A 21,524-nucleotide genomic window follows, 5' to 3' on the forward strand; every position below is an offset into this window, starting at 1 on the left:
TCCCGCCTTTGACACAAAAACGGCGACGCCGGGCTCCCCCCAAGGGAGTCCGGCGTCGCCGTTTGGCGGTGGTGTACTAATCCCGCTTGAATTCGTCCTTGACGTCTTCGCCGACCTTCTTGGCGTCGGCGACCACCTGGTCCTTCTGGCCCTCTGCCTTCAGGCGGTCATTGTCCGTAGCGTTGCCTGCGGCTTCCTTCGCCTTACCGCCGAAGTCCTCTGCAGCGTTCTGGATCTTGTCTCCGATACCCATGAGGGGCACCACCTTCCGTTGCCGGTTGATCTGACAAAGCCATTTCAGCCTAACACGAAGCATGCTTACTATTTCAAGCCGCGAGGCGAAGATGCCAGTCCCGCGGCTAGGCTCGAAGCATGGATCACAGCATCAGCCTGAGTCAGCACGTCAACGCCAGTCCGGAGAAAGTCTGGCAGGTGATCTCGGATGTTCCGGGGTCCGCGGCCACCCTGTCCGGGGTCGAGTCCATCCAGATGGTCAGCGAGGGGCCGTACGGCGTGGGGACCCGCTGGAAGGAGACGCGCTCCGTGATGGGCCGGCGCGAAACCGTGGAAATGTGGGTGTCTCAGGCGGATCCGCCGCACAGCACCACGGTGAAGGCGCTGCAGGGCGGGGCGGACTACACGTCCCGGTTCACGCTGGAGGAACGCGGTGGCGGGACCGACCTGATCATGACCTTCGGAGCGGAGGTTCTCAGGCCCACCGTGTTCAGCCGGCTGATGCTCGCCCTGTTCGGGCGGTTGGGCATGAAGATGACGCGGAAGGCCCTGGCGAAGGACCTTTCCGAGATCGCGGCGAAAGCGGAGCAGCTCTAGTGGCGGGGCGGTCTGCGGGCAAAGCCGGGCAGGGTGCGGCATCGAAGGTCACACCGCCGAGGCTGGTGCCGGTCGCCCTGGAGGGCCTCCGGGAGGACGGCGCGCCGGACTTCAGGCGTGCCGACCGGTATGACGGCATGCGGTACAGCCGTGCTGACGCCGAGGGGCTGGAGCTCAGTGGCATCACCTTCGCCGAGTGTGAGTTCGCCGGCGTCTCCTTCAATGACGCCCAGCTGCGCGGCGCCACGTTCCGGGACTGCGTGGTCGAGGAGGCCTTTGCCCCTGTCCTGAACGCTCCCCGCTCCACCATGCACGACGTCGTCTTCAGCAACCCCCGGTGGGGATCGGCGGAGATGTATGAGGGCGGCTGGCAGTCCGTGCGGATCGACGGCGGCAAGATCGACTACCTGAACCTCCGGGGATCGCGGCTGGCGGACGTGCAGATCAGCGACTGCATCATCAGCGAACTGGACCTCGGCTCCGCCACCGCCGCCCGGGTGGCGCTGAAAAACTGCACCATCGGAAGCCTGGACCTCGCCGGCGCCAAGCTGAAGGACTTCGACCTGCGCGGCACCGACTTTCGGAGCATCAGCGGCCTGGGCAGCCTGGCCGGCGTCGTGATCGACGAGTACCAGCTTGGATTCCTAGCCCCGCTCCTGGCGGCCCACCTGGGCGTCACCGTCGCCTGACGGACCGGAGCTTGGAGTTTTTGTCCATTTGTCACGACTTCGAGGCGCCTAAAGTCGCGACAAATGGACAAAAACTCCCATCCCGTTGACCGGTTGCCCCCACCGTGTAATCTTTATAGAACGAACGGTCGGTAATTTATTTGCTGCCGACCGCCCAGCTTCTGCGAAAAAGGATGTTCTCATGGTCGAGGCTTTTCTGGTCGGCGGTGCCCGCACCCCGGTAGGACGATACGGCGGGGCGCTCTCGGCGGTCCGGCCCGATGATCTGGCTGCGCTGGTGGTCCGTGAGGCCGTGGCCCGGGTGGGCCTGGATCCGGACGCGATCGACGAGGTCATCCTGGGCAACGCCAACGGTGCCGGCGAGGAGAACCGCAACGTGGCCCGCATGGCCACCATCCTCGCCGGTCTCCCGCTGCACATCCCGGGCATCACCGTGAACCGGCTCTGCTCCTCCGGCCTGAGCGCCATCATCATGGCCAGCCAGATGATCAAGTCCGGGGCTGCGGACATCGTGGTGGCCGGCGGTGTGGAGTCGATGAGCCGCGCGCCCTGGGTCCAGGAGAAGCCGCAGACGGCTTTCGCGAAGCCTGGCGACATCTTCGACACCTCCATCGGATGGCGCTTCGTGAACCCGCTGTTCAAGAAGGGTGAGCTGTCGCGCGACGGCAAAATGACATTCTCCATGCCGGAGACCGCTGAGGAAGTGGGCCGGGTGGACAACATCTCCCGCGAGGACGCCGACGCCTTCGCTGTCCGCTCCCACGAACGGGCGATCTCAGCCATCGAGGCGGGCCGGTTCAAGGACGAGATCGTCCCGGTGACGGTTAAGACCCGCAAATCAGAGACCGTGGTGGACACCGATGAGGGTCCGCGCGCAGGCACCTCCATGGACGTGCTGGCAGGCCTCCGCCCCGTGGTTCCCGGCGGTTCGGTGGTCACGGCCGGCAACTCGTCCTCCCTCAACGACGGCGCCTCCGCCATCATCGTGGCCTCCGAGACCGCCATCCAGCGCCTCGGCCTCACGCCCCGCGCGCGCATCATCGACGGTGCGTCCGCCGGCTGCGAACCGGAAATCATGGGCATCGGCCCGGTTCCGGCAACCCAGAAGGTACTCAAACGGAGCGGGCTCAGCGTCGGTGACCTTGGCGCCGTCGAACTTAACGAAGCGTTTGCCACCCAGTCCCTCGCGAGCGTCCGGCGCCTGGGGCTGGACCCGGACATTGTGAACAACGACGGCGGCGCCATCGCTTTGGGGCATCCGCTGGGTTCCAGTGGCTCCCGGATCGCCATTACCCTGCTGGGCCGGATGGAGCGCGAAGAGGCGCGGATCGGCCTGGCCACCATGTGCATCGGCGTGGGCCAGGGCACCGCCATGCTGCTGGAGCGCGTCTAGTGCCGGGCCCCTACAACGCGAACCCGGACAAAGCGAACCGGGACGATGCGATCCAGCACAGCGCGAACGGATACTTGAGCACCCTGGAGTTCAGCACCCTCCTGGTCGAGGAGCGCGGGGACCGGGTGGTGGTGCTCCTCAACCGCCCCGACGTCCGGAACGCCATCGACCAGCAGATGGTGGACGAGCTCCATGCCGTGTGCGCGGAGCTGGAGAAGAACCCGAAGGTCCTCATCATTGCCGGCACGGAGGGCGTTTTCGCCTCGGGCGCGGACATCGCACAGCTGCGGGAACGCCGCCGCGACGACGCGCTGCAGGGCATCAACTCCACCATCTTTGTGCGGATCGCCAAGCTGCCCATGCCGGTGGTCGCCGCTTTGGACGGCTACTGCCTTGGCGGCGGCGCAGAACTGGCCTACGCTGCCGATTTCCGGATCGGCACCCCGGCCATTCGGATCGGCAACCCGGAAACCGGCCTGGGCATCCTGGCCGCGGCCGGCGCATGCTGGCGGCTCAAGGAACTCGTGGGGGAACCCGTGGCCAAGGAAATCCTGCTGGCCGGCCGGGTGCTGAAGGCGGAGGAGGCCCTCGCCGTCAACCTGGTCACCGAGCTCCACGAGCCTGCCCAACTCATGGACGCCGCCCACCGGCTGGCCGACCGGATCGCCCGGCAGGACCCGCTGGCCGTCCGGATCACCAAGTCCGTTTTCCACGCCCCGGCCGAGGCGCACCCGCTGATCGACCAGCTGGCGCAGGGAATCCTGTTCGAGTCGCAGGCCAAGTTCGACCGCATGCAGGCTTTCCTGGACAAGAAGAACTCAGCCAGGAAGAGCCCAGACAAGAAAAGCGACAAGAAGACCGACACGAAGAACACAGACGGGACCAACTCATGACCGCGATTCCCCAGCACGTCGGAGTCCTCGGCGGCGGCCGGATGGGCGCAGGCATCGCCCACGCCTTCCTCATCAAGGGCGCCACCGTTGTGGTGGTGGAGCGCGACGGCGATGCTGCCGCCGGCGCCCGCACCCGGGTCGCCGACGCCGTGGCGAAGTCCGCTTCCCGCGGCGCCCTGGACGGAACGCCGGAGGAAGTCCTGGCCCGGTTCAGCACGTCCACCGACTACTCAGCCTTCGCCGGCTGCGGCCTGGTAGTGGAGGCGGTTCCGGAGGACTTCGAGCTGAAGGTCAGTGCCCTGAAAGCAGTGGAGGCACAATTGGCGCCTGACGCGTTCCTGGCCTCGAACACGTCCTCGCTCTCGGTCACCGACCTTGCCGCCCAGCTGCAGCGGCCGGCCAGCTTCGTGGGGCTGCACTTCTTCAATCCCGTGCCCGCCTCCACCCTGATCGAGGTGGTGGTGGCCAAGGAGACGTCACCCGAACTGGCGGCCCAAGCGAAAGGCTGGACGGAAGCGCTCGGCAAGACCGCCGTCGTCGTCAATGATGCCCCGGGATTCGCGTCCTCGCGGCTGGGCGTGGCGATTGCGCTTGAGGCGATGCGCATGGTGGAGGAGGGCGTGGCTTCCGCGGAGGACATCGACGCCGCCATGGTGCTGGGCTACAAGCACCCCACCGGGCCGCTGAAGACCACCGACATTGTGGGCCTGGACGTCCGGCTGGGCATCGCCGAATACCTGCACTCGACGCTGGGGGAGCGCTTCGCGCCGCCGCAGATCCTCCGGGACAAGGTGGCCCGCGGCGAACTGGGACGCAAGACCGGCAAGGGGTTCTTCGACTGGGCTGACTGACCCGCGGGGCGCGCCTGGCTGCTCGCAGGCGCGCCTTCAGCGGTCGGGTGTGCTTACAGGAGGGCGCTTACAGCAGGCCGACGATGTAGCCGACGAAGAACAACAGGCACAGCAGCACCACGATTCCGATGAGGACCAGCACCGCCACCTGGGTTCCCCGCGGCGGTCCTCCCTCGTCGTGCCCCTGGGGTCCTCCGGTGGAGCTTTCAGCGGGCGGTGTTTCCCCGGGCGGCACTCCGCCGCCTGGTTCCAGCCCGGTGAGGTGGTCTTCAAGGGGATCAGGGTTCTGGCTGCTCACGGGGTCCTCCTATGCTGGATTCGCGGCTGGACGGCTACAGCGATTCGAGTTTCTGCCGCAGCCCGTTCAGGGCAGGGTCGCGCAGCTTCATGAACTGCGGCGTGAGGAACGGCTGCAGCAGCTTGTAGGGCCAGTTGATGCTGAACTCCGCCGTGTACACGATCTCGGAACCGGAGCTGAGCGACCGCACGTCGATCGAGTCGAAGGCCACGAGGTTCCGGTGTTGGCCCCGAAGCTTGATGTGGTTGTCGAACAGTTCTATGACCTCGTACTCGATGGGCTGCCGCTTGCCCCGGAACACGGCCTCGGCGTGGTAGCGGTGGCCGACGGCGACGGGTCCCTCGGTCAGCTTGTCCATGACCGCCGTGCCCGGGTCCCACTCGCTGGTGTGCTCGAAGGCGGACAGGTAGGCGAACGCAGTCCGCGCCGGCAGGGATGAAGCGACAGTGCCCGAGACTGTGATCATGACACCAGCCTAGCCACGCTCGGCGCCGGGGCACACGGTGTTGGGCCGGCGCCTAGTCGATCGCCGCCCGGATGGAGGCGGCGTACCCCTTGGTGTAGCCGTCAGCCGTCGGATGGAAGATATCGGCGGTCTGGCTGCCGCAGGTGGCAGAGGCCGTGCACAGCGGCGGCAGCCCCACGATCCACGGCTGCGCGGAGCCGATGCCGTGCCCGGAGAACGCCTGCGACACATCCACATACTCGACCTTCGAGCGCCCGCCATCGGCTTGGCGGGCCGCCCTGGCAATGACGGCGTTCAGCTGCTGCGTCAGGCCGTTGATCGGAGCTGCGGCAGGGCCGGCGCCCGGTTCGAACAGCAGCGGGTATCCGGTCACGTAGATGTCGGCCCGCGGTGCCTTCGCCTTGACGTCGTTCAGCATGGCCAGAAGATCCTGGAAGAACGGGCTGTCTGCCGGGCTGTTCAGGGCTGTCTGCAGGACGGCCGCCCGCTGTGCCAGGGCCGCAGTGCACGCCGCACCGGGATCCTGCGAACAGACCACCAGTGCGCCAATGGAGTCGAGGTCGTTGCCTCCTGCAGTGATGGTCACCAGGTCAACCTTCTTGCTCAGCGAGGGGATCTGGGCCGCCCGGACGGCAGCGGTCGTGGCGCCGCTGCACGCCGCATTCCCGGCCAGGCCGATCTTGCGCGCCGCGTCCAGGAGCGCCGGATAACCGTGGTCGCTCCGCAGGCAGGCGTCCACGTACGGACCGGCGCCCTGGCCGGCGGCATACGAATCACCCAGCGCCACGTAGGAATCGAACCGGTCCGCGGATGCCGGCGCGGCGGTCAGGCCGGCGAGCACCAACGCCGCCAGGACACCGGTGAGGCGGGCAATCCGCCGTCGAGAAGGCTGTTTGGCTGTCATCTGAATCCCCACATTCGCTCAGGCCGCGGAGCGGCGCCCCGGTGTCCAAAGATATTGTCCAAGGCTACGCCCGCGGGTCAATACTCCAGCCCGGCAATTCGGCCGGCCCGCAGGCGCAACTTGCGCGGAACCCGTGCGGCCGCCGGGGCAGGTGTGGTTAGCTGGCTCCGTGAACGCGAGGGGACAGATCGGCTGGGACGGGGCGGTGAACGCGTGGCTTGTGGCTGGCTCCGTCTACCGGATGGGGCGGCGGGAATGGCTCACGGAGGCGGGCTGGAAGGAAGCCTACCGGGACGGCGTCCGCACGATCATTGACCTCCGGAATCCCGGCGAACGGCAGCGCCGGCCCACCGATCCGGAGGTGGGTGAGGCGCTCGCCGCCTTCGCCCTGGTCCTGGCACCCACCGAGGATCCGGAAAACCCCGAGTTCAAGGCCCTGTGCGACCCCTACCTGAACGACCCCGCGCACTATGCCGCCAATGCCCGGCTCTTTCCGGACAGGCTGGCCGCCGTGTTCAAGGCCGTGGCCGCCGCGCCGGGCGGGGTCGTGATCCACTGTTCGGCAGGCAGGGACCGCAGCGGCATGATCGCGGCGATGCTCCAGGACCTCGCAGGCGCCAGTGATTCCGAGATCGTGGCCAGCTACCAGGCGGCAATGCGCAGCATCAACGAACGCCACCGGACCCTGTGGCCGCCGCATCCGCACGAACGTCACCTCGACGAGGAAACCCTCGCCCCGCTCCTGGAGACCCGCGGCGCCAAGGTTCTGGACTTCGTGCGGCAGCTCAACACCCGCGACTTCCTGCTGCGGAACGGCGTCACCGAACCGGAGCTGGACGCGGTGCTGGCCGCCCTCGCCGCTAGGGTTGCCCTGTGACTTCTCCCGTATCCGGCCGGGCACTCCGGCGCGCACTCGCCCTATCAGCCGCGGTGGCACTGGGCGCACCGCTCACGTCGGTGCCCGCTTACGCTGCCCTGGAAAGCACGACGACGGCGGATGCCGTCGGCACGGCCGCCTCGTCGGTGGTGCCGTCCCCGGCTGCCTCGCCGGCGGTGTCGTCCCCGGCTGCGGATCCGGCGGGTCTTGCCGAGGCGGTTCTGCACGACCTGGGCATGACCCTCGAGGAATTCAACGCCGCCGGGGAGCAGGGCAAGCGAGCGGCGGCGGCCCTGGACACGCTCCGCAATGTCCCCGGCTTTGAAGCGGTCAGGCTGGTCGGAGGCAGGATCGTGGTTGCGGGTGCCGGCCCCGCCCTGGCCGAGGCTGTGGATGCTCTCAACGCGACCGACTCCGAGGCCCGCGGGGAGTTCGTGCTTGCGCCGCCGTCGGAACCGGCTGCCGCAGAAAGCGCTGCGGCGGGACAAACAGAGAAGGACCTTCGGGCCGCGAGCGTGGAGCAGCTCTACCAGGCGTACCTCCGCGAGGTGGGACCGGCCGGGCTCCAGGCCGTGGCGGAGGCGGAGGGCAAGTTCATCGTCCGCACCGGCGGGGTAAACCAGCCCCAAGCGGACGGCGCGGGTCCCATGGCAAGCCAGGCTCCGGCGTCGGCCGATCCTGCGGGCGGCGGGCGACTGTCGCCGTCGGAATTCGTGGGGCAGTACGCCAACGTCGTCCTCGAGTCCGGCGAACCCCTGGCCCCGGAGGAGGACTTCTTCGGCGGGCAGGGATACCGGATCGACGGCGGAGTGGTCTGTTCCGCCGGATTCAGCGCCTTCAGCCCCGATGGCAAGCCCCTGGTCCTCACGGCCGGCCACTGCGCCGACGACGGCGCCGCCCGGCTCGCCGAGGTGACCCTGCCGGCAGGCGACCCCGCCGGCGGATTCGCCGCGGACAACGCGGTCACCGGGGAGCTCGGGACCTTCGGCTTCAGCCAGTTCGGCGGCCCCGGGAACTCGACGGTCGCGGACCCGGAGAATCCGGGCGCGCCGGGGAACGACATCGCAGTCATCGAGTCCATCCGGCCGGACCTTGACCCGCTCCCCGCCACCACCACCTGGGCGGATGCCACCAAACTCGGGACCGGCTCCGTGAAGATCGCGGGCATGACCGCGCCGTTTGTGGGGCAGGCCGTCTGCCGTTCCGGGCGGACCGCCGGATGGTCGTGCGGCACCGTGGACGAGGTGGGGATTTACATCGTGGGCGGAGGCTCGGGGGACCCTGCCGATCTGCGGTCCTTCAGCGGCTTCCTCTCCACATCCGTGCAATCCAGAGGCGGTGATTCCGGCGGGCCATGGATCAGCGGAAACTACGCCGTGGGAACGCACTCCGCTGGCAACTCAAACGACTCCACCGAGAACTTCGCCGTCGCGGCCACGCTGCGGGATTCGATGTCCGTCCTTCCGGGCGTGCAGCTGAGCCTGTTCCTGAACAAGCCGGTGCTGGCGGGATCACTTCCGGCAGGGCCGATCGCTCCGGGCCAGCGGATCACCGGCCGGCTGGCCGCTGCCCCGGCCGCCGATGTTCCGGCCGGAACCCAGGTCCTGGTCACCTTCCCGGGCAGGGATCCGTTCGACGTGGACGTCGACCCAGCGGGCAACTGGGCCTTCAGCGCGCCCGACGCGGCCGAGGAATTCACCGCGCAGACGGTGAACGGTTTCAGCCGCTCGGAGCTGAACACATTCAGAACAGCACCGGCACAGACCTCTGGAGGTTCCGACGCCGGAACCCCGGACCCCGCCGAAAGTCCAGACCCCGCCGGGTCGCCTGCTGCGTCCCCGCCGGCCGCGGCGCAGGGCGGCGAGCCCGCGGTGCTTGAGCCCGCGCCGGAGCCGTCCGTGGTGGCTGTGCTTCCTGCTGCCGGCCCTGCCGCGGCCGAAGGACCCGACGGCGCGGCAGCTCCGGACCCGAATGCGGTGCCGCCGATGCTGGCCGACACAGGCGTATCGGGCCTGACCGTCGCAGTTGCCGGGGCGGGAGCGGCTCTGCTGCTCGGTGCCGTGCTGCTGGTGGTCGTACGCCGCCGCGGACGGCGTTAACCCCGGCGGCGAAGACAGGCTCAGCCGATGGTGGCGGCCTCGTCCAGCGTGTGCGGCTCGAAGTGCTCGATGATGTCGCGGATTGACGCCAGTCCCTCGGTAAACGTGGCCGATGACCTCCACTGTTCCACCTGCTCGAGCGATGCCCAGGGCCCGGTGCTGATGAAGCGGTTAGGGACATCGCGGTCACGCATCAGCAGGCCTCGCCCGCCCGGATAATCCTTGTGGGTCTTATCGGCCATGTCCTTCCAGGCCTTCACGAAGTCGTCCTCGTGGCCCGGCTTCACGAGCCAGATCCCCATTGTGTACACGGACACATCCACCACCTCCATTGGTGTGCAGAGCGGATACCTGATTATCTTCCTGCTATACGGCGCGCGGAAGGGCCGAGGTTGCCCGCGCTAACAGTTCGACGGCCTGTATTCGTAAGCGCCGGCGTCCGCCTGTCCCGAGCCTGAGCACTGACCCTTCTGTGGAACGGAAGTTTGGTCCAGGTCCACCCCGGACGGGCTGCTTCCCGTGCGGTCAATCGCCGGGCTGCCACCGGTGAGGTGCAGGTCGTCAGGGGGATTGACGAACTCTGCGGGAGCCGTCGTCGAGCTGTTGTCCAGCGGGACGTTGCTGGGGCCGTTGACCACGTTGGCCTGTTCCGTCCAGCCGGACCCGTCCATCCACAGGGCGTCCCGCAATGCCACGAGGATGTTGGCGCGGATGACGGTCGAGGAGGGGCAGTTCGCATGGCACACAACGCCGCGCGAGTGGCTGCCGTCCAGCCACACCGTGTTGAACTCGAAAATGGTGCCGTTGGTGGGGCCGAACTTTGTGTCCGGGCCGCGGATGATCAGGCCTGCGGCCTCGGCACATTCGTCGCCGCACGAGGAGCGGACCAGGTTGTAGCGGAAAACGTTCCCGTCGGCGGCCCCGTCGGAGCGCCCGATCTCGGAGAAGACGTTGTTGTCGATGGCCCTGTTGTGATGGATGTTGTTGCGGCTGCCGTTGTAGATCTCGAAGGCGCTTCCGTCCCGGCTGAAGTCGTAGGAGAAAGCCGTGGAACCTGTGACGGTGTTGCCGGAGAACTCGTTGTCGTTGCCGTTGATCAGCACACCGAACGCACCGGAATCGTCGGTGCAGTTGGCTGCGTCCGGCGTGCCGCACTGGTCGCCCGGCGTGTTGACGTTCATGACGTTGTTGTCCGTCAGGACATTGTTGGAGTAGTTTCCGAAGTCCGAGCCCGTGCCCACCTTGATTCCGGCGGTGTTGTCCGAGGCCTCGGAATTCTTCACCACCACGTGGTCGCCGTAGACGTTGAAGCCCGCATACCCGCAGTTTGTGGCCCGCAGCCCGTCCACCTCGACGTAGCTGCCGTCCAGCCGGAAGCAGTTTCCGCCCTCCCCGCCGGTTATGGTGGGCAGGTTCCCGTTCCCGTAGCCGTTCAGTCTGATGGCCGACGCCGCTGTTCCGCTTTCGTCCAGAACAACGTTGCCGATCCACTCGTCACCCTTGCGGAAACTCAGGGTCTCGCCGGGCTTGAAGGCCGTTTCGTTGACTTTCATCAGCGACTGCCACGGCGAATCCGGGGACGTCCCGGAGTTGGTGTCGCTCCCCTCCGCACTCACGTAGTAGTGGGTGGACGGCGTCGCAGGGTTCGTCGTCGAGACGCAGCCCGCCAGCAGGACCAGCAAGAGGACAGCCGCCAGTGCGGCGGCGGCCCTTGTGGAACGTGTGCTCATGATTGCACCTGCCGGGAGGCGGACAATAAGGCCCGGCCCAGCAGTGCCGCTGCCTGTGGTCCGGAGCGGCCAGAGTATAAAGCGCCCGGCGCAATGTCAACGGAACGGGGCAGGATCGAAAGGTGCGCGGTGGCACCGGGGGAGGGCCGCGGTCGTACTCCGGATGGCAGCTGCTTAGGCGAGCGGTGCGGGGCGCACCCGTACCGGGGCCAGCAGGCTGATGAGCAGGATGGCTGTGACCGACCCGGCGGCCATGATCGAGGCAAGCACCACGATCTGGAACCGGCCTGCCTCCAGCGGTGAAAGACCGCCGAAGATCGCCCCCACAAAGGCGCCCGGCAGCGTCACCAGGCCTGTCGTCTTGGTCTGGTCCACGGTGGGAATGAGCGCGGAGTACACGGCTCCGCGGGCCATTTCGTGCGTGGCCTGCCTCGGAGTGGCGCCCAGTGCGAGCCAGCCCTCCACCTGGTCCCAGCGGTCGATCACGGCCTCGTTGAACCTGCGGCCCGCGAGCCCGGCAATCGCCATGGAATTGCCGACGACGATCCCGCCGATCGCCAGCGCGTAGCGGGAGGTGAACTCGATGGCCCCGGTGCCGAAGACGATGACCAGCGAGGCGAGGATGCCGGCGGCCATCGAGCCGGCCACAACCGCAAGGCGGCGCCAGGACCAGGCGAGCCGGCGGGCGGCGGTAACGGCGGCGACGGTGAACATGACGCCGAGCGCCACGGCCACCCATTCGGCGCTGGCGATCACGGCACCGAGGATCAGGCTGACGGCAGCGAGCTGGGCCGCGCCCCGGAGGATGGCGAGGGCCGGCGCGAAGGCATGCGGAACCCGGAACCCACTGAGGGCGGCGGCTGTCAGCGCCATCAGGAGGCCCACCGCGATCAGGGTGGGAGTCAGGATGCCAAGCTCGGTCACGGGATCAGCCTAGCCGGGGCGGCTGTCTGGATGGCGCCGTGCGGCGCGGCGGCTGTCCGGAAGCGTCAGGCGGCGGAGGGTGTCAGGCCCTCGGGGCGAGCAGCAGGTTGGTGATCCGCAGTGTGCACAGCCGCTGACCCGCCTCATTGGTGATCAGCACTTCGTGCGTGGTCAGTGTGCCGCCGAGGTGGATGGGCGTGGCCGTGATGGTGATGAGACCGCTCCGTGCGGACCGGTGGTGCGTGGCGGAGACATCGACGCCCACGGCGGTTTTGCCCAGGGTGCTGGCGTGGATTACCGCGGCCCACGAACCCACCGCCTCACCCACGGCCAGCGACGCGCCGCCGTGCAGCAGGCCGAACGACTGCCGGTTCCCCTCCACAGGCATGGTGGCCACGACGCGCTCGACGGACTCCTCGACGATCTTCACGCCCATCTTCTCGTCGAGCTCGCCGAGGGTGATCTTCCACATGTCTGTCAGTTCTGCGTCGGGGGCATCGGGCTGCATGGCTCTCCTTGGGTAGGGTGCGGTGCCGCTAGTGTGCAGCGGGGCACATTCATGTACTGTAGACATATTACCGAACGGACGGTCAGTAATGTTCTGGCCGGATCAGATTTGTCCCCCGTTGGAAGGACCCGTCAACGATGACCACCACCGCCACAGCCCCCGAAGCCACCCTGGACACCGTGGAGACCGTCCCCAGTTTCGTGCAGGACTCCTGGTGGACTCCCGACGCCGGCTCGACGGCTACCGCCGTCGCCGTCCGCGATGCCAGCACGGGGGAGATCCTGGCCAAGGTGAGCACCGACGGACTGGACCTGGCCGCCGTCGTGGATTACGGCCGCACCACCGGCCAGACAGAACTCGGCAAGCTGACCTTCCACCAGCGTGCCCTCAAGCTTAAGGAACTGGCGCAGTACCTCAATGCCCGCCGCGAGCACTTCTACGCGTTCTCCGCGCAGACCGGCGCCACGAAGATCGACTCGATGATCGACATCGACGGCGGCATCGGCGTGCTGTTCACCTTCGGGTCCAAGGGCCGGCGCGAGCTGCCCAACGCACAGGTGGTGGTGGACGGGCCCATGGAGGTGCTGTCCAAGGACGGATCGTTCGCCGGCGAGCACATCTACACCCGCATCCCTGGTGTTGCCGTGCAGATCAACGCCTTCAACTTCCCGGTCTGGGGCATGCTGGAGAAGCTCGCACCCGCGTTCCTCGCCGGCGTCCCCACCATCGTCAAGCCGGCCACGCCCACGGGCTACGTCGCGGCGGCCGTGGTCAAGGCCATCATCGAATCCAACATCCTGCCCAAGGGTTCGCTGCAGCTGATTTCCGGCTCGGTCCGCGGACTGCTGGACGTGCTGGACTACCGCGACCTCGTGGCCTTCACCGGCTCGGCGTCCACCTCGCAGTCCCTCAGATCGCATCCGAACGTGGTGCTGGGCGGCGTGCGGTTCACGTCCGAGACCGACTCCCTGAACGCCGCCATCCTGGGCCCCGACGCCGTGGAGGGCACGCCGGAGTTCGACGCGTTCATCAAGTCCGTGGTCACCGAGATGACGGTCAAGGCCGGGCAGAAGTGCACCGCCATCCGACGCGCGATCGTGCCGCAGGACCTGGTGCCCGCCGTCGTTTCCGCCATCGGCGCCCGGGTGGAACAGCGCGTGGTGCTGGGCGATCCCCGCGCGGAGGGCGTCACCATGGGTGCGCTCGCCTCCCTCGAACAGCTCGCCGATGTCCGGGCTGCCGTGCAGTCCATGCTCGACGCCGGCGGTGAGCTCGCGTACGGAACCCTCGATTCGCCGTCGGTCACCAGCACGGACGGCGCTACGGGCGTCGTAGAAGGCGGCGCCTTCATGTCTCCCGTGGTGCTCAGCTGGGCTGACGCCGAGGCTGAGCCGGTCCACTCGCTGGAGGCTTTTGGTCCGGTGTCGTCGGTGATCGGGTACAAGGACATTCCCGACGCCGTCCGGCTCGCCGCCCGCGGCGGCGGTTCGCTGGTGGCCTCGGTCTGCACCAACGATCCTGCCGTGGCACGGGAACTGGTCACCGGCATCGCAGCCCACCACGGCCGCGTGCTCATGCTGAACCGCGAGGACGCCCGTTCGTCGACAGGCCATGGTTCGCCCGTGCCGCACCTGGTCCATGGCGGGCCGGGGCGTGCCGGCGGCGGCGAGGAACTGGGCGGCATCCGCTCGGTGATGCACCACATGCAGCGCACCGCCATCCAGGGATCGCCCAACATGCTGACCGCCGTGACCGGGGTCTGGCACACCGGCGCCGACCGCAACTTCACCGTGGAGACCGAGGGCACCCACCCGTTCCGCAAGTCGCTGGAGACGCTGCGCATCGGCGACGCCGTCCGCTCGGACCTGCGGCAGGTGGCGCTCGAGGATATCTCCGCCTTCGCCAACTCGACCGGCGACACCTTCTACGCCCACACCAACCAGGAGGCCGCGGAGGCCAACCCGTTCTTCCCGGGCATCGTGGCGCACGGGTACCTGCTGCTGAGCTGGGCCGCGGGGCTGTTTGTGGAGCCTGCTCCGGGTCCGGTCCTGGCCAACTACGGGCTGGAGAACCTGCGCTTTATAACGCCTGTGGCAGCGGGCGACTCCATCCGGGTGACGCTGACCGCCAAGAAGATCACCCCGCGCGAGACCGACGAGTACGGCGAGGTGGCCTGGGACGCCGTCCTGACCAACCAGAACGACGAAATCGTGGCCACCTACGACGTCCTCACCCTCGTGGAGAAGTAGCCGGACGCGTCCTCAGGTCCTGTCGGGTTTTGCCGGACGCGTCCTCAGGTCCTGTCGGGTTTTCCCGGACGCGTCCTCACATCCTGTCGGGTTTTCCCGGACGCGTCCTCAGGTCCTGCAGGGTTTTGCCGGATGCGTCCTCAGGTCCTGTCGGGTTTTGCCGGATGCGTCCTCAGGTCCTGTCGGGTTTTGCCGGATGCGTCCTCAGGTCCTGCTGTGCGGGGCGGAATTTCCCCTGATCTTTCGGGGTTTTCCGGGCGTAAAATGACCCCCGTAGGAGGTGGCGAAATGACCCTAGCACTAAGAACAGCCACGACCGTCCTGCCTGTCGATGATCCGGACCGCGCCCGCGGATTCTACGCGGAAACGTTGGGCCTCCCACACCGCGGCAAGGCTGAGGATGGAAGCGATTTATTTGGCAACGCTGACGGCCCGATGCTGCAGCTGATGCCTGTGAAAGATGGAAAGCACTCCGAGCACACCACCTTGAGTTTCGAGGTCACTGACATTGAGCGGACCGTCCAGGACATGGAGTCCAGGGGCGTTCGGTTCCAGGACTATGACCTCCCCGACCTGAGGACCGATCACCACATCTGTACAACCGACGCCGAGAAATGCGCCTGGTTCATGGACACCGAAAACAACATCCTCTGCATTCACGAGAGGCTCGGAACACAGGCTGAGTATCAGCTCTGATCCGCGCACTGCTTACAGGTTCCCAAACCCTTCCTCGCTTGGCTGAGGAAGGGTTTGGTTTTAGGTGGCGAAAGGTGAGGAAGGGTCCGGGAGGAGCCGACGGGAGGTGAGGAAGGGATTGGTTTTAAGCGGCGAAAGGTGAGGAGGGGTCAGGACCAGGGAGTGACCGGGTGGCCCTGCGGTTCGCCGTCCACGTACACGTTGGCGCGCTCGTTGAAGAAGCAGACCAGGCCGTGGATCTGCCGCGCGTCGATGAACCGCGAGTCGTAGGCCCAGGCGATGTTCCTGCCCTTAGCCGACTCCGGGTAGCTCCAGTACTTGGCCTCGCCCTTGTAGGGGCAGATGGTCCGGTGCGGGCTGGCCTCGAGCAGGTCCAGCCGGACGTCCTCGGGCGGGATGTAGTACCGCACGGGAAGCAGCGTCTCGTACAGCAGGTGGGCGCCGACGGTGTCAGCGAGCAGCACGCCGTCGAGCTTTACTTCGATGTGCCGGAGCGTGGCGCGGACATCCACGCGGTGGAACGGGTCCCGGGGGTGGCCGATGATTTCCTCGTGGTCCTCGAGCCAGTGGAACGCGCCGAAATCCAGGATGACGTACCCTTCCAGGTCCGGATCGGAGGGCCGGAACGCAGCCCGGGGCACGCTGAACGCGGACGCCACGACGTCGAGCTCCTCGCCCTCCGCCGTATGCCGCCGGAACCCGGTCCGCGGATCCAGCGCCTGCGGAGCGTCGGCCGACAGCCGGACGGGAAGCTCGTCCGGGCCGCCGTCCCCCTCGGCGGCGGGTGGCTCGAGCCGTGCCAGCAGATCCTTCTCGGGAACGGCATAGACCGGGGTGACGCGTTTCGGTTCCCAGACCAGGAGGGCTTCCTGGGTGTCGACGACGGGACTTCCGTCGATGCCCGCCCGGATCCTTTTGGAGGTGGGCTGGTACCGCAGATCAGGAAATGCGCCGAACAGAAGCTCTGACAGTTTCGTGGCCATGCTTTCAGGGTGGGCACCCGGACGCCCGGCGTCAACGCCTAATTGTTGAGGGGCCGGAGGCCTGGCTCAGGGCTTTGCATGCAGGCCGTCGAACGCCATGGTGATGACGTCGTCGGCCAGTTTTTCCGGCGAGAGCGAACCGCCCGGCTTGTACCACTCGACGATCGAGTTGATGGTTCCGAACAGGAGCCGGGTGACCGTGCGGGGGTCGATGTCCTGGCGCAGCGATCCTTCGTCGCGGGCCGCGGAGATCAGCCCTGCCACCTTGTGGTCGAAGGCGCGGCGGCGTTCCATGGCGTTGCGCTCGATGTCCGTGTTCCCGCGCAGCCGCAGCAGCAGCGTGACGAAGGGCAGCCGCTCCACCAGCACGGCGATGGTCTGCCGGAGTACGAACTCCAGCCGGGCGTCCGCGGCCCCCGACGTGGCCCCCGGCTGCTCCAGGATGGCCTCCAGGCCGCCGAGCGCATGGTCCAGGGCGAGCTTCAGCAGGTCGCCCTTGGACGGCACATGATGGTAGATCGCCGACTTGGAGATGCCCAGGTTTTCGGCGAGGATGCCCATGGATGTGGCATCGTAGCCGTGGCGGTTGAAGACGTCGACGGCGATCAGCAGCACGGACTGCTGGTCGTAGCCCGGACGGCCGCGTTTGGTGGGGGCTGCTGTGCTGGCTGCTGTACTCGGCATACGCGCTATTTTCTCATGAACGTTCGGTAATCCCGGCACGGACGAAAACAAAACGCCTCAGAGTGCCATCACGTGGCGCGGGCCCCGGGCATCCGGGACGGCCGGCAAACCGCCCATTCGGAGGGTCTGCCCGGCTGGCCATCAGTATTTTCCCAAGGTGGGGACCCCACAGTTTTGGCCAGGGGAGTAGCGGCAGGAAAAGCTGGCTCACGGGACAAGGAGGTCCCCGCAGCCAGGTTCGGTCTCATAACCAAACATATTGGGTTGACGACCGGGGCATTGGAGTTGGCACGTGCCCCCATGCCAAGGAGGCACAGACTATGTCTGAGGAATCTGAAAACACCAACGGGCTGAGACGCCGCGCACTGATACGCCTGGGTGCGGCCGGAGGAGCCGGCGCCGCGCTGGCTGCAGCGTACACCTGGGCCAGCCCGCTGCTGGCCCGAAGAGGGCTGCTGTCGCCCGACGGCGCATTCGCCGCCACGTCGACAGCCCTGAGTGATGAGCTGTTCTACATTGAAAAGTACCCGACGAGCCCGTTGATCATTTCGCCGTTCAGCGACCCGCTGCCGATCCCGAAGGCGCTGGCGCCGGTACCGAAATCAGAGGTGGATACGTGGAGCAACCCGCCCGGACCCGGCCCTGGCCAGCAGAACTCGCTGCGCAACGAGCAGCACCAGCTCTGGCCAAGCCGGATCGGTTATCCGGACCCCATTGTCTACAAGATCAACGTGCTGGTCCGGACCCACAAGTTCACCACGTCGCAGGTGCTGCCGATCGACTCAGACGGCAATCCGACGCGGTCGTTCGACTCGTTCGGCAGAAGGATCGAGGCGGGCATTAAGCGCACGCTTCCGCTCAGCACCATCTACGGATTCAACGGCACCTTCCCCGGGCCCATGATCAACGCCGAGTATGGCAAACCGGTGCTGGTGCGGTTTGAGAACCACCTGGACGAAAATCCGCTAAACCTGGACCGCCAGGACTTTGGCTCGCCGAATTGGTCCTTCCTGACCCACCTGCACAATGGGCACACCGCACCGGAAAGCGACGGCAACCCGCACTACTCGATGGTGGCCGGGCCGAAGAGCCCGGGCTTCCTGCCGAAGATGTTCGTCGACAACCTGTACCTGAACTGGCCCGCCGGCGGCGATGACCTGGAGAAGCAGAGCTTCTTCTGGTTCCACGACCACACCATGGACCACACCGGTTCGAACGTATACAAGGGCATGGTGGGCCTCTATCCGATCTATGACCCGAAGAACGGCACGGACATGGGCGACGAGCGCCAGGGCCTGCGGCTGCCCGGTGTCCGGACCAACAATCCGGACGGGTCCTTCGACGTCAAGTACGACGTTCCGCTGGCCTTCTCCGACGTCCGCCTCGACGACGGCGTCACCATCCACAAGGACATCCACGATGTACAGGGCGAGTTTCCGGCCGCGAAAAACCCGGCGGAGCATCCCGCTTGGTGGGGCAAGACGTTCTACAAGCACTTCCCCAACCACGGGTTCGTGGGCGACATCTTCGCCGTCAACGGCACCGCCTACCCGGTGATGGAGGTGAAGCGGCGGAAGTACCGCTTCCGGTTCCTGGACGCATCCGTCTCGAGGATCTACGAGTTCAAGCTGATGAGCTCGACGCTGGGCCCGAAGTCGTCGGCCTCGCTGGGCTACGTCGATGACGAGCTGGAGGGCCAGTACCGCATCCCGGACGGGCAGCAGTGCATGCAGTTTACCCAGATAGCGTCCGACGGCGGGCTGTTGCCCGTTCCGATCAAACGCGATTCCTTTGAGCTGTGGCCGGCCAAGCGACGCGAGGTGATTGTTGACTTCACCCGCTACCAGGACGGAACGCCCACCACCAAGGGCGACGTCGTCTACCTCACCAACGTGATGAAGATGCCTAACGGCCGTATGTGGAGCAACTCGTCCCGGTTCTTCCCCGATCCCAAGTACCGGGTCCCGGTGCTTAAGTTCGTGATTGGGGATACGGCGCCGGATGAGAGCCGGATTCCCACGGCACTCCGTCCCCTGCCGCCGCTGCCGAGCAACTGGCAGAGCATGCTGGACAACCGCATGATCTTCGAGGTGAGGCGCGGCGCTGTGGGCGGGGAGACCGAATGGCTGATCAACGGCAAGCCCTTCGACCCCGCGAAGGTGCTTGCGAGCCTCCCCAACCGGGCAGGCCGCACGCCTTTGGCACAGCAGAAGAAGGGCAGCTTCAACCTTTGGGAACTCCGCAACGCCGGTGGTGGCTGGGTCCATCCCTTCCACCTGCACATGGAGGAGCACCGGACCGTCATGCGCAACGGCAGGGACGTGACCCGTGCCGGAGATTCCGGGCATCCCGACGACGTCTCGAAGGAGGACCTGGCGGCACTGGATCCGGGCGAGTCGGTGATCGTCTACCGGGGGTTCCGGGACTTCGTCGGTCCGTATGTTGCGCACTGCCACAACCTGGCGCACGAGGACCACGCCATGATGTTCGGCTGGTCGATCACGCCGTGACCTGCCCCTGAACCCGGAGTGCCAATTGCGGTGCGGGCCGGGACCCGTCGTCGGACGGGTCCCGGCCCGCAGTGCTCGGCCGTGGCGGCTTACCCCTTCGGGCGCAGGTCGTAGATCCGGCGCAGCTTGCCGTTGGACCGCTCGAGCGAGCCGGGCTCCACCACATCCACGGTGCACGAAGAACCCACGTGGATCTTGATCTGCTCGCGCAGGGTGCGGGCCGCCGTCGTGCTGTCCTGGGCCGTGACATTGTCACGGCGCTCGATCTTCACGGTCAGCTGGTCCATCCGCTGGCCCTCGGGCCGGGTGAGCTCGAGCTGGAAGTGCGGGCTCAGCTCGGGGATCCGCAGCGCGATCTCCTCGATCTGGGACGGGAAGAGGTTCACGCCGCGGAGGATGATCATGTCGTCGCTGCGGCCGGTGATGCGGCCCATCCGGCGGTGTGCCGGGCGGGCGGTGCCGGGGATCAGGCGGGTGAGGTCCTTGGTGCGGTAGCGGATGATCGGCAGGGCTTCCTTGGTGAGCGAGGTGAACACCAGTTCGCCGTGTTCGCCGTCGCCCAGCACGTTTTCCTTGCCCGGGGCCGGGTTGAAGGGGTCGATGATCTCGGGGCGGAAGTGGTCCTCCCAGATGTGGCTGCCGTCCTGCGTCTCGACGCATTCGCCGGCGACGCCGGGGCCCATGACTTCGGAGAGGCCGTAGATGTCGCAGGCCTTGATGTTCATGGTGACCTCGAGCTCGTGGCGCATCTCCTGCGTCCACGGCTCGGCGCCGAGCACCGCGTACTTCAGCGAAGTGGACGTGGGGTCGATTCCCATGTGGGCCATGGCATCGGCGATGGTGAGCAGGTACGTGGGCGTGGCCAGGATGGCGTCCGGCTCGAAGTCCTGGATGAGCTGGATCTGGCGCTCGGTCTGCCCGCCGGACATCGGAATCACGGTGCACCCCAGGGCCTCTGCGCCGGCGTGGGCACCCAGCCCGCCGGTGAACAGGCCGTACCCGTAGGCGTTGTGGACCTTCATGCCGGGACGGACGCCCGAGGCCCGGAGGCAGCGGGCCACCAGTTTGGCCCAGTCGGCCAGGTCCCGCTTGGTGTAGCCGACGACGGTGGGCCGGCCCGTGGTGCCCGAGCTCGCATGCACGCGCGCCACCTCGCTCTGCGGCACGGCGAACATGCCGAACGGGTACTCCTGGCGCAAGTCCTCCTTGGTGGTGAAGGGGAAGTTGCCGAGGTCGGCGAGCTCACGCAGGTCTGAGGGGTGGATGCCGGCGTCGTCGAACTTGCGCTTGTACAGCGGAACGCGGTCGTAGGCATACGCGACGGTGTGCTGGAGCCTGCTCAGCTGCAGCGCCTCGAGCTCGTCCCGGGACATGGTCTCCTCGGGGTCGAGGATGGCGTCGGCAGGCTGCACGGTGTTGGCGGGAGCGGCGACAGCGGGTTCAGGGGCGTGGAGGGTCATGGTCTGCTTCCTACTTCTTGGGGATGGTACGGCTGCGTCCACGGAACTCGGCAATGAGTTCCCCCGGCGGTTGGGCTCCGGGGTCGGCAGCGAAGATCTGGATGTCGTAGAGGCCACTGCGGCCCGCGCTTGAGCGGCGGTCGGCGACGGCGGTGATCACCTGGCCCTGGTAGGCCGGCTTGAGGAAGTTGATGTCGACGCCGGCAGCAACCGTGATGCTGTCAGGGTCGGCCGGCGACGCGGGGTTGCAGGCGAGGGCGAATGCGGAGTCCGCGAAGGCGAAGATCATTCCGCCGTGCGCCATTCCGAAACCGTTGAGCATTTCCTGCCGGAGGGTCATCCGGATGGTTGCGTGGCCGTCGCTGAGCGTGAGGACTTCTATGCCCATCCATTCCGAGGCGTAGTCGTTCTCAAGGATGTGGTGGGCCACACCGGGGATTGCCGTTTCAGCCATGCGTCGTTGCCTCCAGCTTTATTTA

The 21,524-nt window shown here is 67.0% G+C and carries 22 protein-coding genes; 10 read left to right on the forward strand and 12 right to left on the reverse strand.

The window, feature by feature from the left end; all coding sequences use genetic code 11:
• Nucleotides 1-76 precede the first annotated feature (76 nt).
• Nucleotides 77-253: a CsbD family protein gene (locus tag ACFVTE_RS22220; RefSeq protein WP_003797692.1), complete on the reverse strand. Its 177-nt coding sequence runs from the start codon at nt 251-253 to the stop codon at nt 77-79.
• 119 nt (nt 254-372) lie between these two features.
• Between ACFVTE_RS22220 and ACFVTE_RS22225 the strand changes: the two genes are divergently transcribed.
• The 5 genes from ACFVTE_RS22225 (at nt 373) to ACFVTE_RS22245 (ending at nt 4,657) form a co-directional block, all read left to right on the forward strand.
• Nucleotides 373-831 carry an SRPBCC family protein gene (locus ACFVTE_RS22225; RefSeq protein WP_387104404.1) on the forward strand — a complete coding sequence of 153 codons (459 nt, stop codon included), beginning with the start codon at nt 373-375 and terminating at the stop codon, nt 829-831.
• Nucleotides 831-1,520: a pentapeptide repeat-containing protein gene (locus ACFVTE_RS22230; RefSeq protein ID WP_387104407.1), complete on the forward strand. Its 690-nt coding sequence runs from the start codon at nt 831-833 to the stop codon at nt 1,518-1,520. The genes ACFVTE_RS22225 and ACFVTE_RS22230 overlap by 1 nt, the downstream gene beginning before the upstream one ends.
• Nucleotides 1,521-1,701: 181 nt before the next feature.
• On the forward strand, nt 1,702-2,913 hold the full coding sequence (locus ACFVTE_RS22235; RefSeq protein ID WP_387104410.1) for a thiolase family protein: 1,212 nt from the start codon (nt 1,702-1,704) through the stop codon (nt 2,911-2,913).
• Between the two features lie 50 nt (nt 2,914-2,963).
• Nucleotides 2,964-3,806, forward strand: coding sequence for an enoyl-CoA hydratase/isomerase family protein (locus ACFVTE_RS22240; protein ID WP_387104522.1), 843 nt, complete (start codon nt 2,964-2,966; stop codon nt 3,804-3,806).
• Complete coding sequence (locus ACFVTE_RS22245; RefSeq protein ID WP_387104413.1) at nt 3,803-4,657, forward strand: 3-hydroxyacyl-CoA dehydrogenase family protein; 855 nt, start codon at nt 3,803-3,805, stop codon at nt 4,655-4,657. Before ACFVTE_RS22240 ends, ACFVTE_RS22245 begins: the two co-directional genes overlap by 4 nt.
• A gap of 67 nt (nt 4,658-4,724) precedes the next feature.
• On the opposite strand, the gene ACFVTE_RS22250 is transcribed toward ACFVTE_RS22245, so the two are convergent.
• The 3 genes from ACFVTE_RS22250 to ACFVTE_RS22260 are packed head-to-tail and all read right to left on the reverse strand — an operon-like array spanning nt 4,725 to nt 6,325.
• Entirely contained in the window at nt 4,725-4,955 is a 231-nt protein-coding gene (locus tag ACFVTE_RS22250) for a DUF6480 family protein (protein WP_377948614.1), read from the reverse strand.
• Between the two features lie 34 nt (nt 4,956-4,989).
• A complete protein-coding gene (locus tag ACFVTE_RS22255; RefSeq protein ID WP_387104415.1) occupies nt 4,990-5,421 on the reverse strand; it encodes an SRPBCC family protein in 432 nt (143 codons plus the stop codon).
• Between the two features lie 52 nt (nt 5,422-5,473).
• Nucleotides 5,474-6,325 carry an SGNH/GDSL hydrolase family protein gene (locus tag ACFVTE_RS22260; RefSeq protein ID WP_387104418.1) on the reverse strand — a complete coding sequence of 284 codons (852 nt, stop codon included), beginning with the start codon at nt 6,323-6,325 and terminating at the stop codon, nt 5,474-5,476.
• Nucleotides 6,326-6,494: 169 nt separating this feature from the next.
• Between ACFVTE_RS22260 and ACFVTE_RS22265 the strand changes: the two genes are divergently transcribed.
• Both ACFVTE_RS22265 and ACFVTE_RS22270 read left to right on the forward strand, forming a co-directional pair.
• On the forward strand, nt 6,495-7,202 hold the full coding sequence (locus tag ACFVTE_RS22265) for a tyrosine-protein phosphatase (RefSeq protein WP_387104421.1): 708 nt from the start codon (nt 6,495-6,497) through the stop codon (nt 7,200-7,202).
• Nucleotides 7,199-9,301 (forward strand): S1 family peptidase, encoded by a 2,103-nt coding sequence (locus ACFVTE_RS22270; protein ID WP_387104424.1) that lies wholly within the window; start codon nt 7,199-7,201, stop codon nt 9,299-9,301. Before ACFVTE_RS22265 ends, ACFVTE_RS22270 begins: the two co-directional genes overlap by 4 nt.
• Nucleotides 9,302-9,321: 20 nt before the next feature.
• Here ACFVTE_RS22270 and ACFVTE_RS22275 read toward each other — a convergent pair whose 3' ends face one another.
• From ACFVTE_RS22275 to ACFVTE_RS22290, 4 genes are all read right to left on the reverse strand, one after another.
• Complete coding sequence (locus tag ACFVTE_RS22275; protein WP_387104426.1) at nt 9,322-9,618, reverse strand: antibiotic biosynthesis monooxygenase family protein; 297 nt, start codon at nt 9,616-9,618, stop codon at nt 9,322-9,324.
• A gap of 84 nt (nt 9,619-9,702) precedes the next feature.
• Entirely contained in the window at nt 9,703-11,031 is a 1,329-nt protein-coding gene (locus tag ACFVTE_RS22280) for a hypothetical protein (protein WP_387104428.1), read from the reverse strand.
• Between the two features lie 174 nt (nt 11,032-11,205).
• Nucleotides 11,206-11,955 carry an ABC transporter permease gene (locus ACFVTE_RS22285; RefSeq protein WP_387104431.1) on the reverse strand — a complete coding sequence of 250 codons (750 nt, stop codon included), beginning with the start codon at nt 11,953-11,955 and terminating at the stop codon, nt 11,206-11,208.
• An 82-nt stretch (nt 11,956-12,037) separates the two neighbouring features.
• On the reverse strand, nt 12,038-12,463 hold the full coding sequence (locus ACFVTE_RS22290) for a PaaI family thioesterase (protein WP_387104434.1): 426 nt from the start codon (nt 12,461-12,463) through the stop codon (nt 12,038-12,040).
• Between the two features lie 137 nt (nt 12,464-12,600).
• Between ACFVTE_RS22290 and paaZ the strand changes: the two genes are divergently transcribed.
• Nucleotides 12,601-14,712, forward strand: a complete 2,112-nt coding sequence (paaZ, locus tag ACFVTE_RS22295; protein WP_387104437.1) for a phenylacetic acid degradation bifunctional protein PaaZ — start codon at nt 12,601-12,603, stop codon at nt 14,710-14,712.
• A gap of 288 nt (nt 14,713-15,000) precedes the next feature.
• Nucleotides 15,001-15,408 (forward strand): VOC family protein, encoded by a 408-nt coding sequence (locus tag ACFVTE_RS22300; protein ID WP_331572255.1) that lies wholly within the window; start codon nt 15,001-15,003, stop codon nt 15,406-15,408.
• Between the two features lie 149 nt (nt 15,409-15,557).
• Here the strand turns inward: ACFVTE_RS22300 and ACFVTE_RS22305 are convergent, their stop codons facing one another.
• Nucleotides 15,558-16,391 (reverse strand): DUF427 domain-containing protein, encoded by an 834-nt coding sequence (locus ACFVTE_RS22305; RefSeq protein ID WP_387104441.1) that lies wholly within the window; start codon nt 16,389-16,391, stop codon nt 15,558-15,560.
• A 66-nt stretch (nt 16,392-16,457) separates the two neighbouring features.
• Nucleotides 16,458-17,075, reverse strand: coding sequence for a TetR/AcrR family transcriptional regulator (locus ACFVTE_RS22310; protein ID WP_387104444.1), 618 nt, complete (start codon nt 17,073-17,075; stop codon nt 16,458-16,460).
• 320 nt (nt 17,076-17,395) lie between these two features.
• On the opposite strand from ACFVTE_RS22310, the gene ACFVTE_RS22315 reads away from it, so the two are divergent.
• On the forward strand, nt 17,396-19,585 hold the full coding sequence (locus ACFVTE_RS22315) for a multicopper oxidase family protein (RefSeq protein ID WP_387104447.1): 2,190 nt from the start codon (nt 17,396-17,398) through the stop codon (nt 19,583-19,585).
• Between the two features lie 89 nt (nt 19,586-19,674).
• Here the strand turns inward: ACFVTE_RS22315 and paaK are convergent, their stop codons facing one another.
• Nucleotides 19,675-21,045, reverse strand: a complete 1,371-nt coding sequence (paaK, locus tag ACFVTE_RS22320) for a phenylacetate--CoA ligase PaaK (protein WP_387104449.1) — start codon at nt 21,043-21,045, stop codon at nt 19,675-19,677.
• A gap of 10 nt (nt 21,046-21,055) precedes the next feature.
• Entirely contained in the window at nt 21,056-21,499 is a 444-nt protein-coding gene (gene paaI / locus ACFVTE_RS22325; protein ID WP_387104451.1) for a hydroxyphenylacetyl-CoA thioesterase PaaI, read from the reverse strand.
• Nucleotides 21,500-21,524 lie beyond the last annotated feature (25 nt).

Origin of the sequence: Arthrobacter sp. NPDC058097 (genome assembly GCF_042884885.1) — a bacterium.
Classification (GTDB): domain Bacteria; phylum Actinomycetota; class Actinomycetes; order Actinomycetales; family Micrococcaceae; genus Arthrobacter.

Excerpts from the sequence above, each read along its gene's own strand:
- ACFVTE_RS22220 (WP_003797692.1), bottom strand. The coding sequence starts at position 253 with ATGGGTATCGGAGACAAGATCCAGAACGCTGCAGAGGACTTCGGCGGT.
- ACFVTE_RS22225 (WP_387104404.1), top strand. The coding sequence starts at position 373 with ATGGATCACAGCATCAGCCTGAGTCAGCACGTCAACGCCAGTCCGGAG.
- ACFVTE_RS22235 (WP_387104410.1), top strand. The coding sequence starts at position 1,702 with ATGGTCGAGGCTTTTCTGGTCGGCGGTGCCCGCACCCCGGTAGGACGA.
- ACFVTE_RS22245 (WP_387104413.1), top strand. The coding sequence starts at position 3,803 with ATGACCGCGATTCCCCAGCACGTCGGAGTCCTCGGCGGCGGCCGGATG.
- ACFVTE_RS22255 (WP_387104415.1), bottom strand. The coding sequence starts at position 5,421 with ATGATCACAGTCTCGGGCACTGTCGCTTCATCCCTGCCGGCGCGGACT.
- ACFVTE_RS22260 (WP_387104418.1), bottom strand. The coding sequence starts at position 6,325 with ATGACAGCCAAACAGCCTTCTCGACGGCGGATTGCCCGCCTCACCGGT.
- ACFVTE_RS22280 (WP_387104428.1), bottom strand. The coding sequence starts at position 11,031 with ATGAGCACACGTTCCACAAGGGCCGCCGCCGCACTGGCGGCTGTCCTC.
- ACFVTE_RS22290 (WP_387104434.1), bottom strand. The coding sequence starts at position 12,463 with ATGCAGCCCGATGCCCCCGACGCAGAACTGACAGACATGTGGAAGATC.
- paaZ (WP_387104437.1), top strand. The coding sequence starts at position 12,601 with ATGACCACCACCGCCACAGCCCCCGAAGCCACCCTGGACACCGTGGAG.
- ACFVTE_RS22300 (WP_331572255.1), top strand. The coding sequence starts at position 15,001 with ATGACCCTAGCACTAAGAACAGCCACGACCGTCCTGCCTGTCGATGAT.
- ACFVTE_RS22305 (WP_387104441.1), bottom strand. The coding sequence starts at position 16,391 with ATGGCCACGAAACTGTCAGAGCTTCTGTTCGGCGCATTTCCTGATCTG.
- ACFVTE_RS22310 (WP_387104444.1), bottom strand. The coding sequence starts at position 17,075 with ATGCCGAGTACAGCAGCCAGCACAGCAGCCCCCACCAAACGCGGCCGT.
- ACFVTE_RS22315 (WP_387104447.1), top strand. The coding sequence starts at position 17,396 with ATGTCTGAGGAATCTGAAAACACCAACGGGCTGAGACGCCGCGCACTG.
- paaK (WP_387104449.1), bottom strand. The coding sequence starts at position 21,045 with ATGACCCTCCACGCCCCTGAACCCGCTGTCGCCGCTCCCGCCAACACC.
- paaI (WP_387104451.1), bottom strand. The coding sequence starts at position 21,499 with ATGGCTGAAACGGCAATCCCCGGTGTGGCCCACCACATCCTTGAGAAC.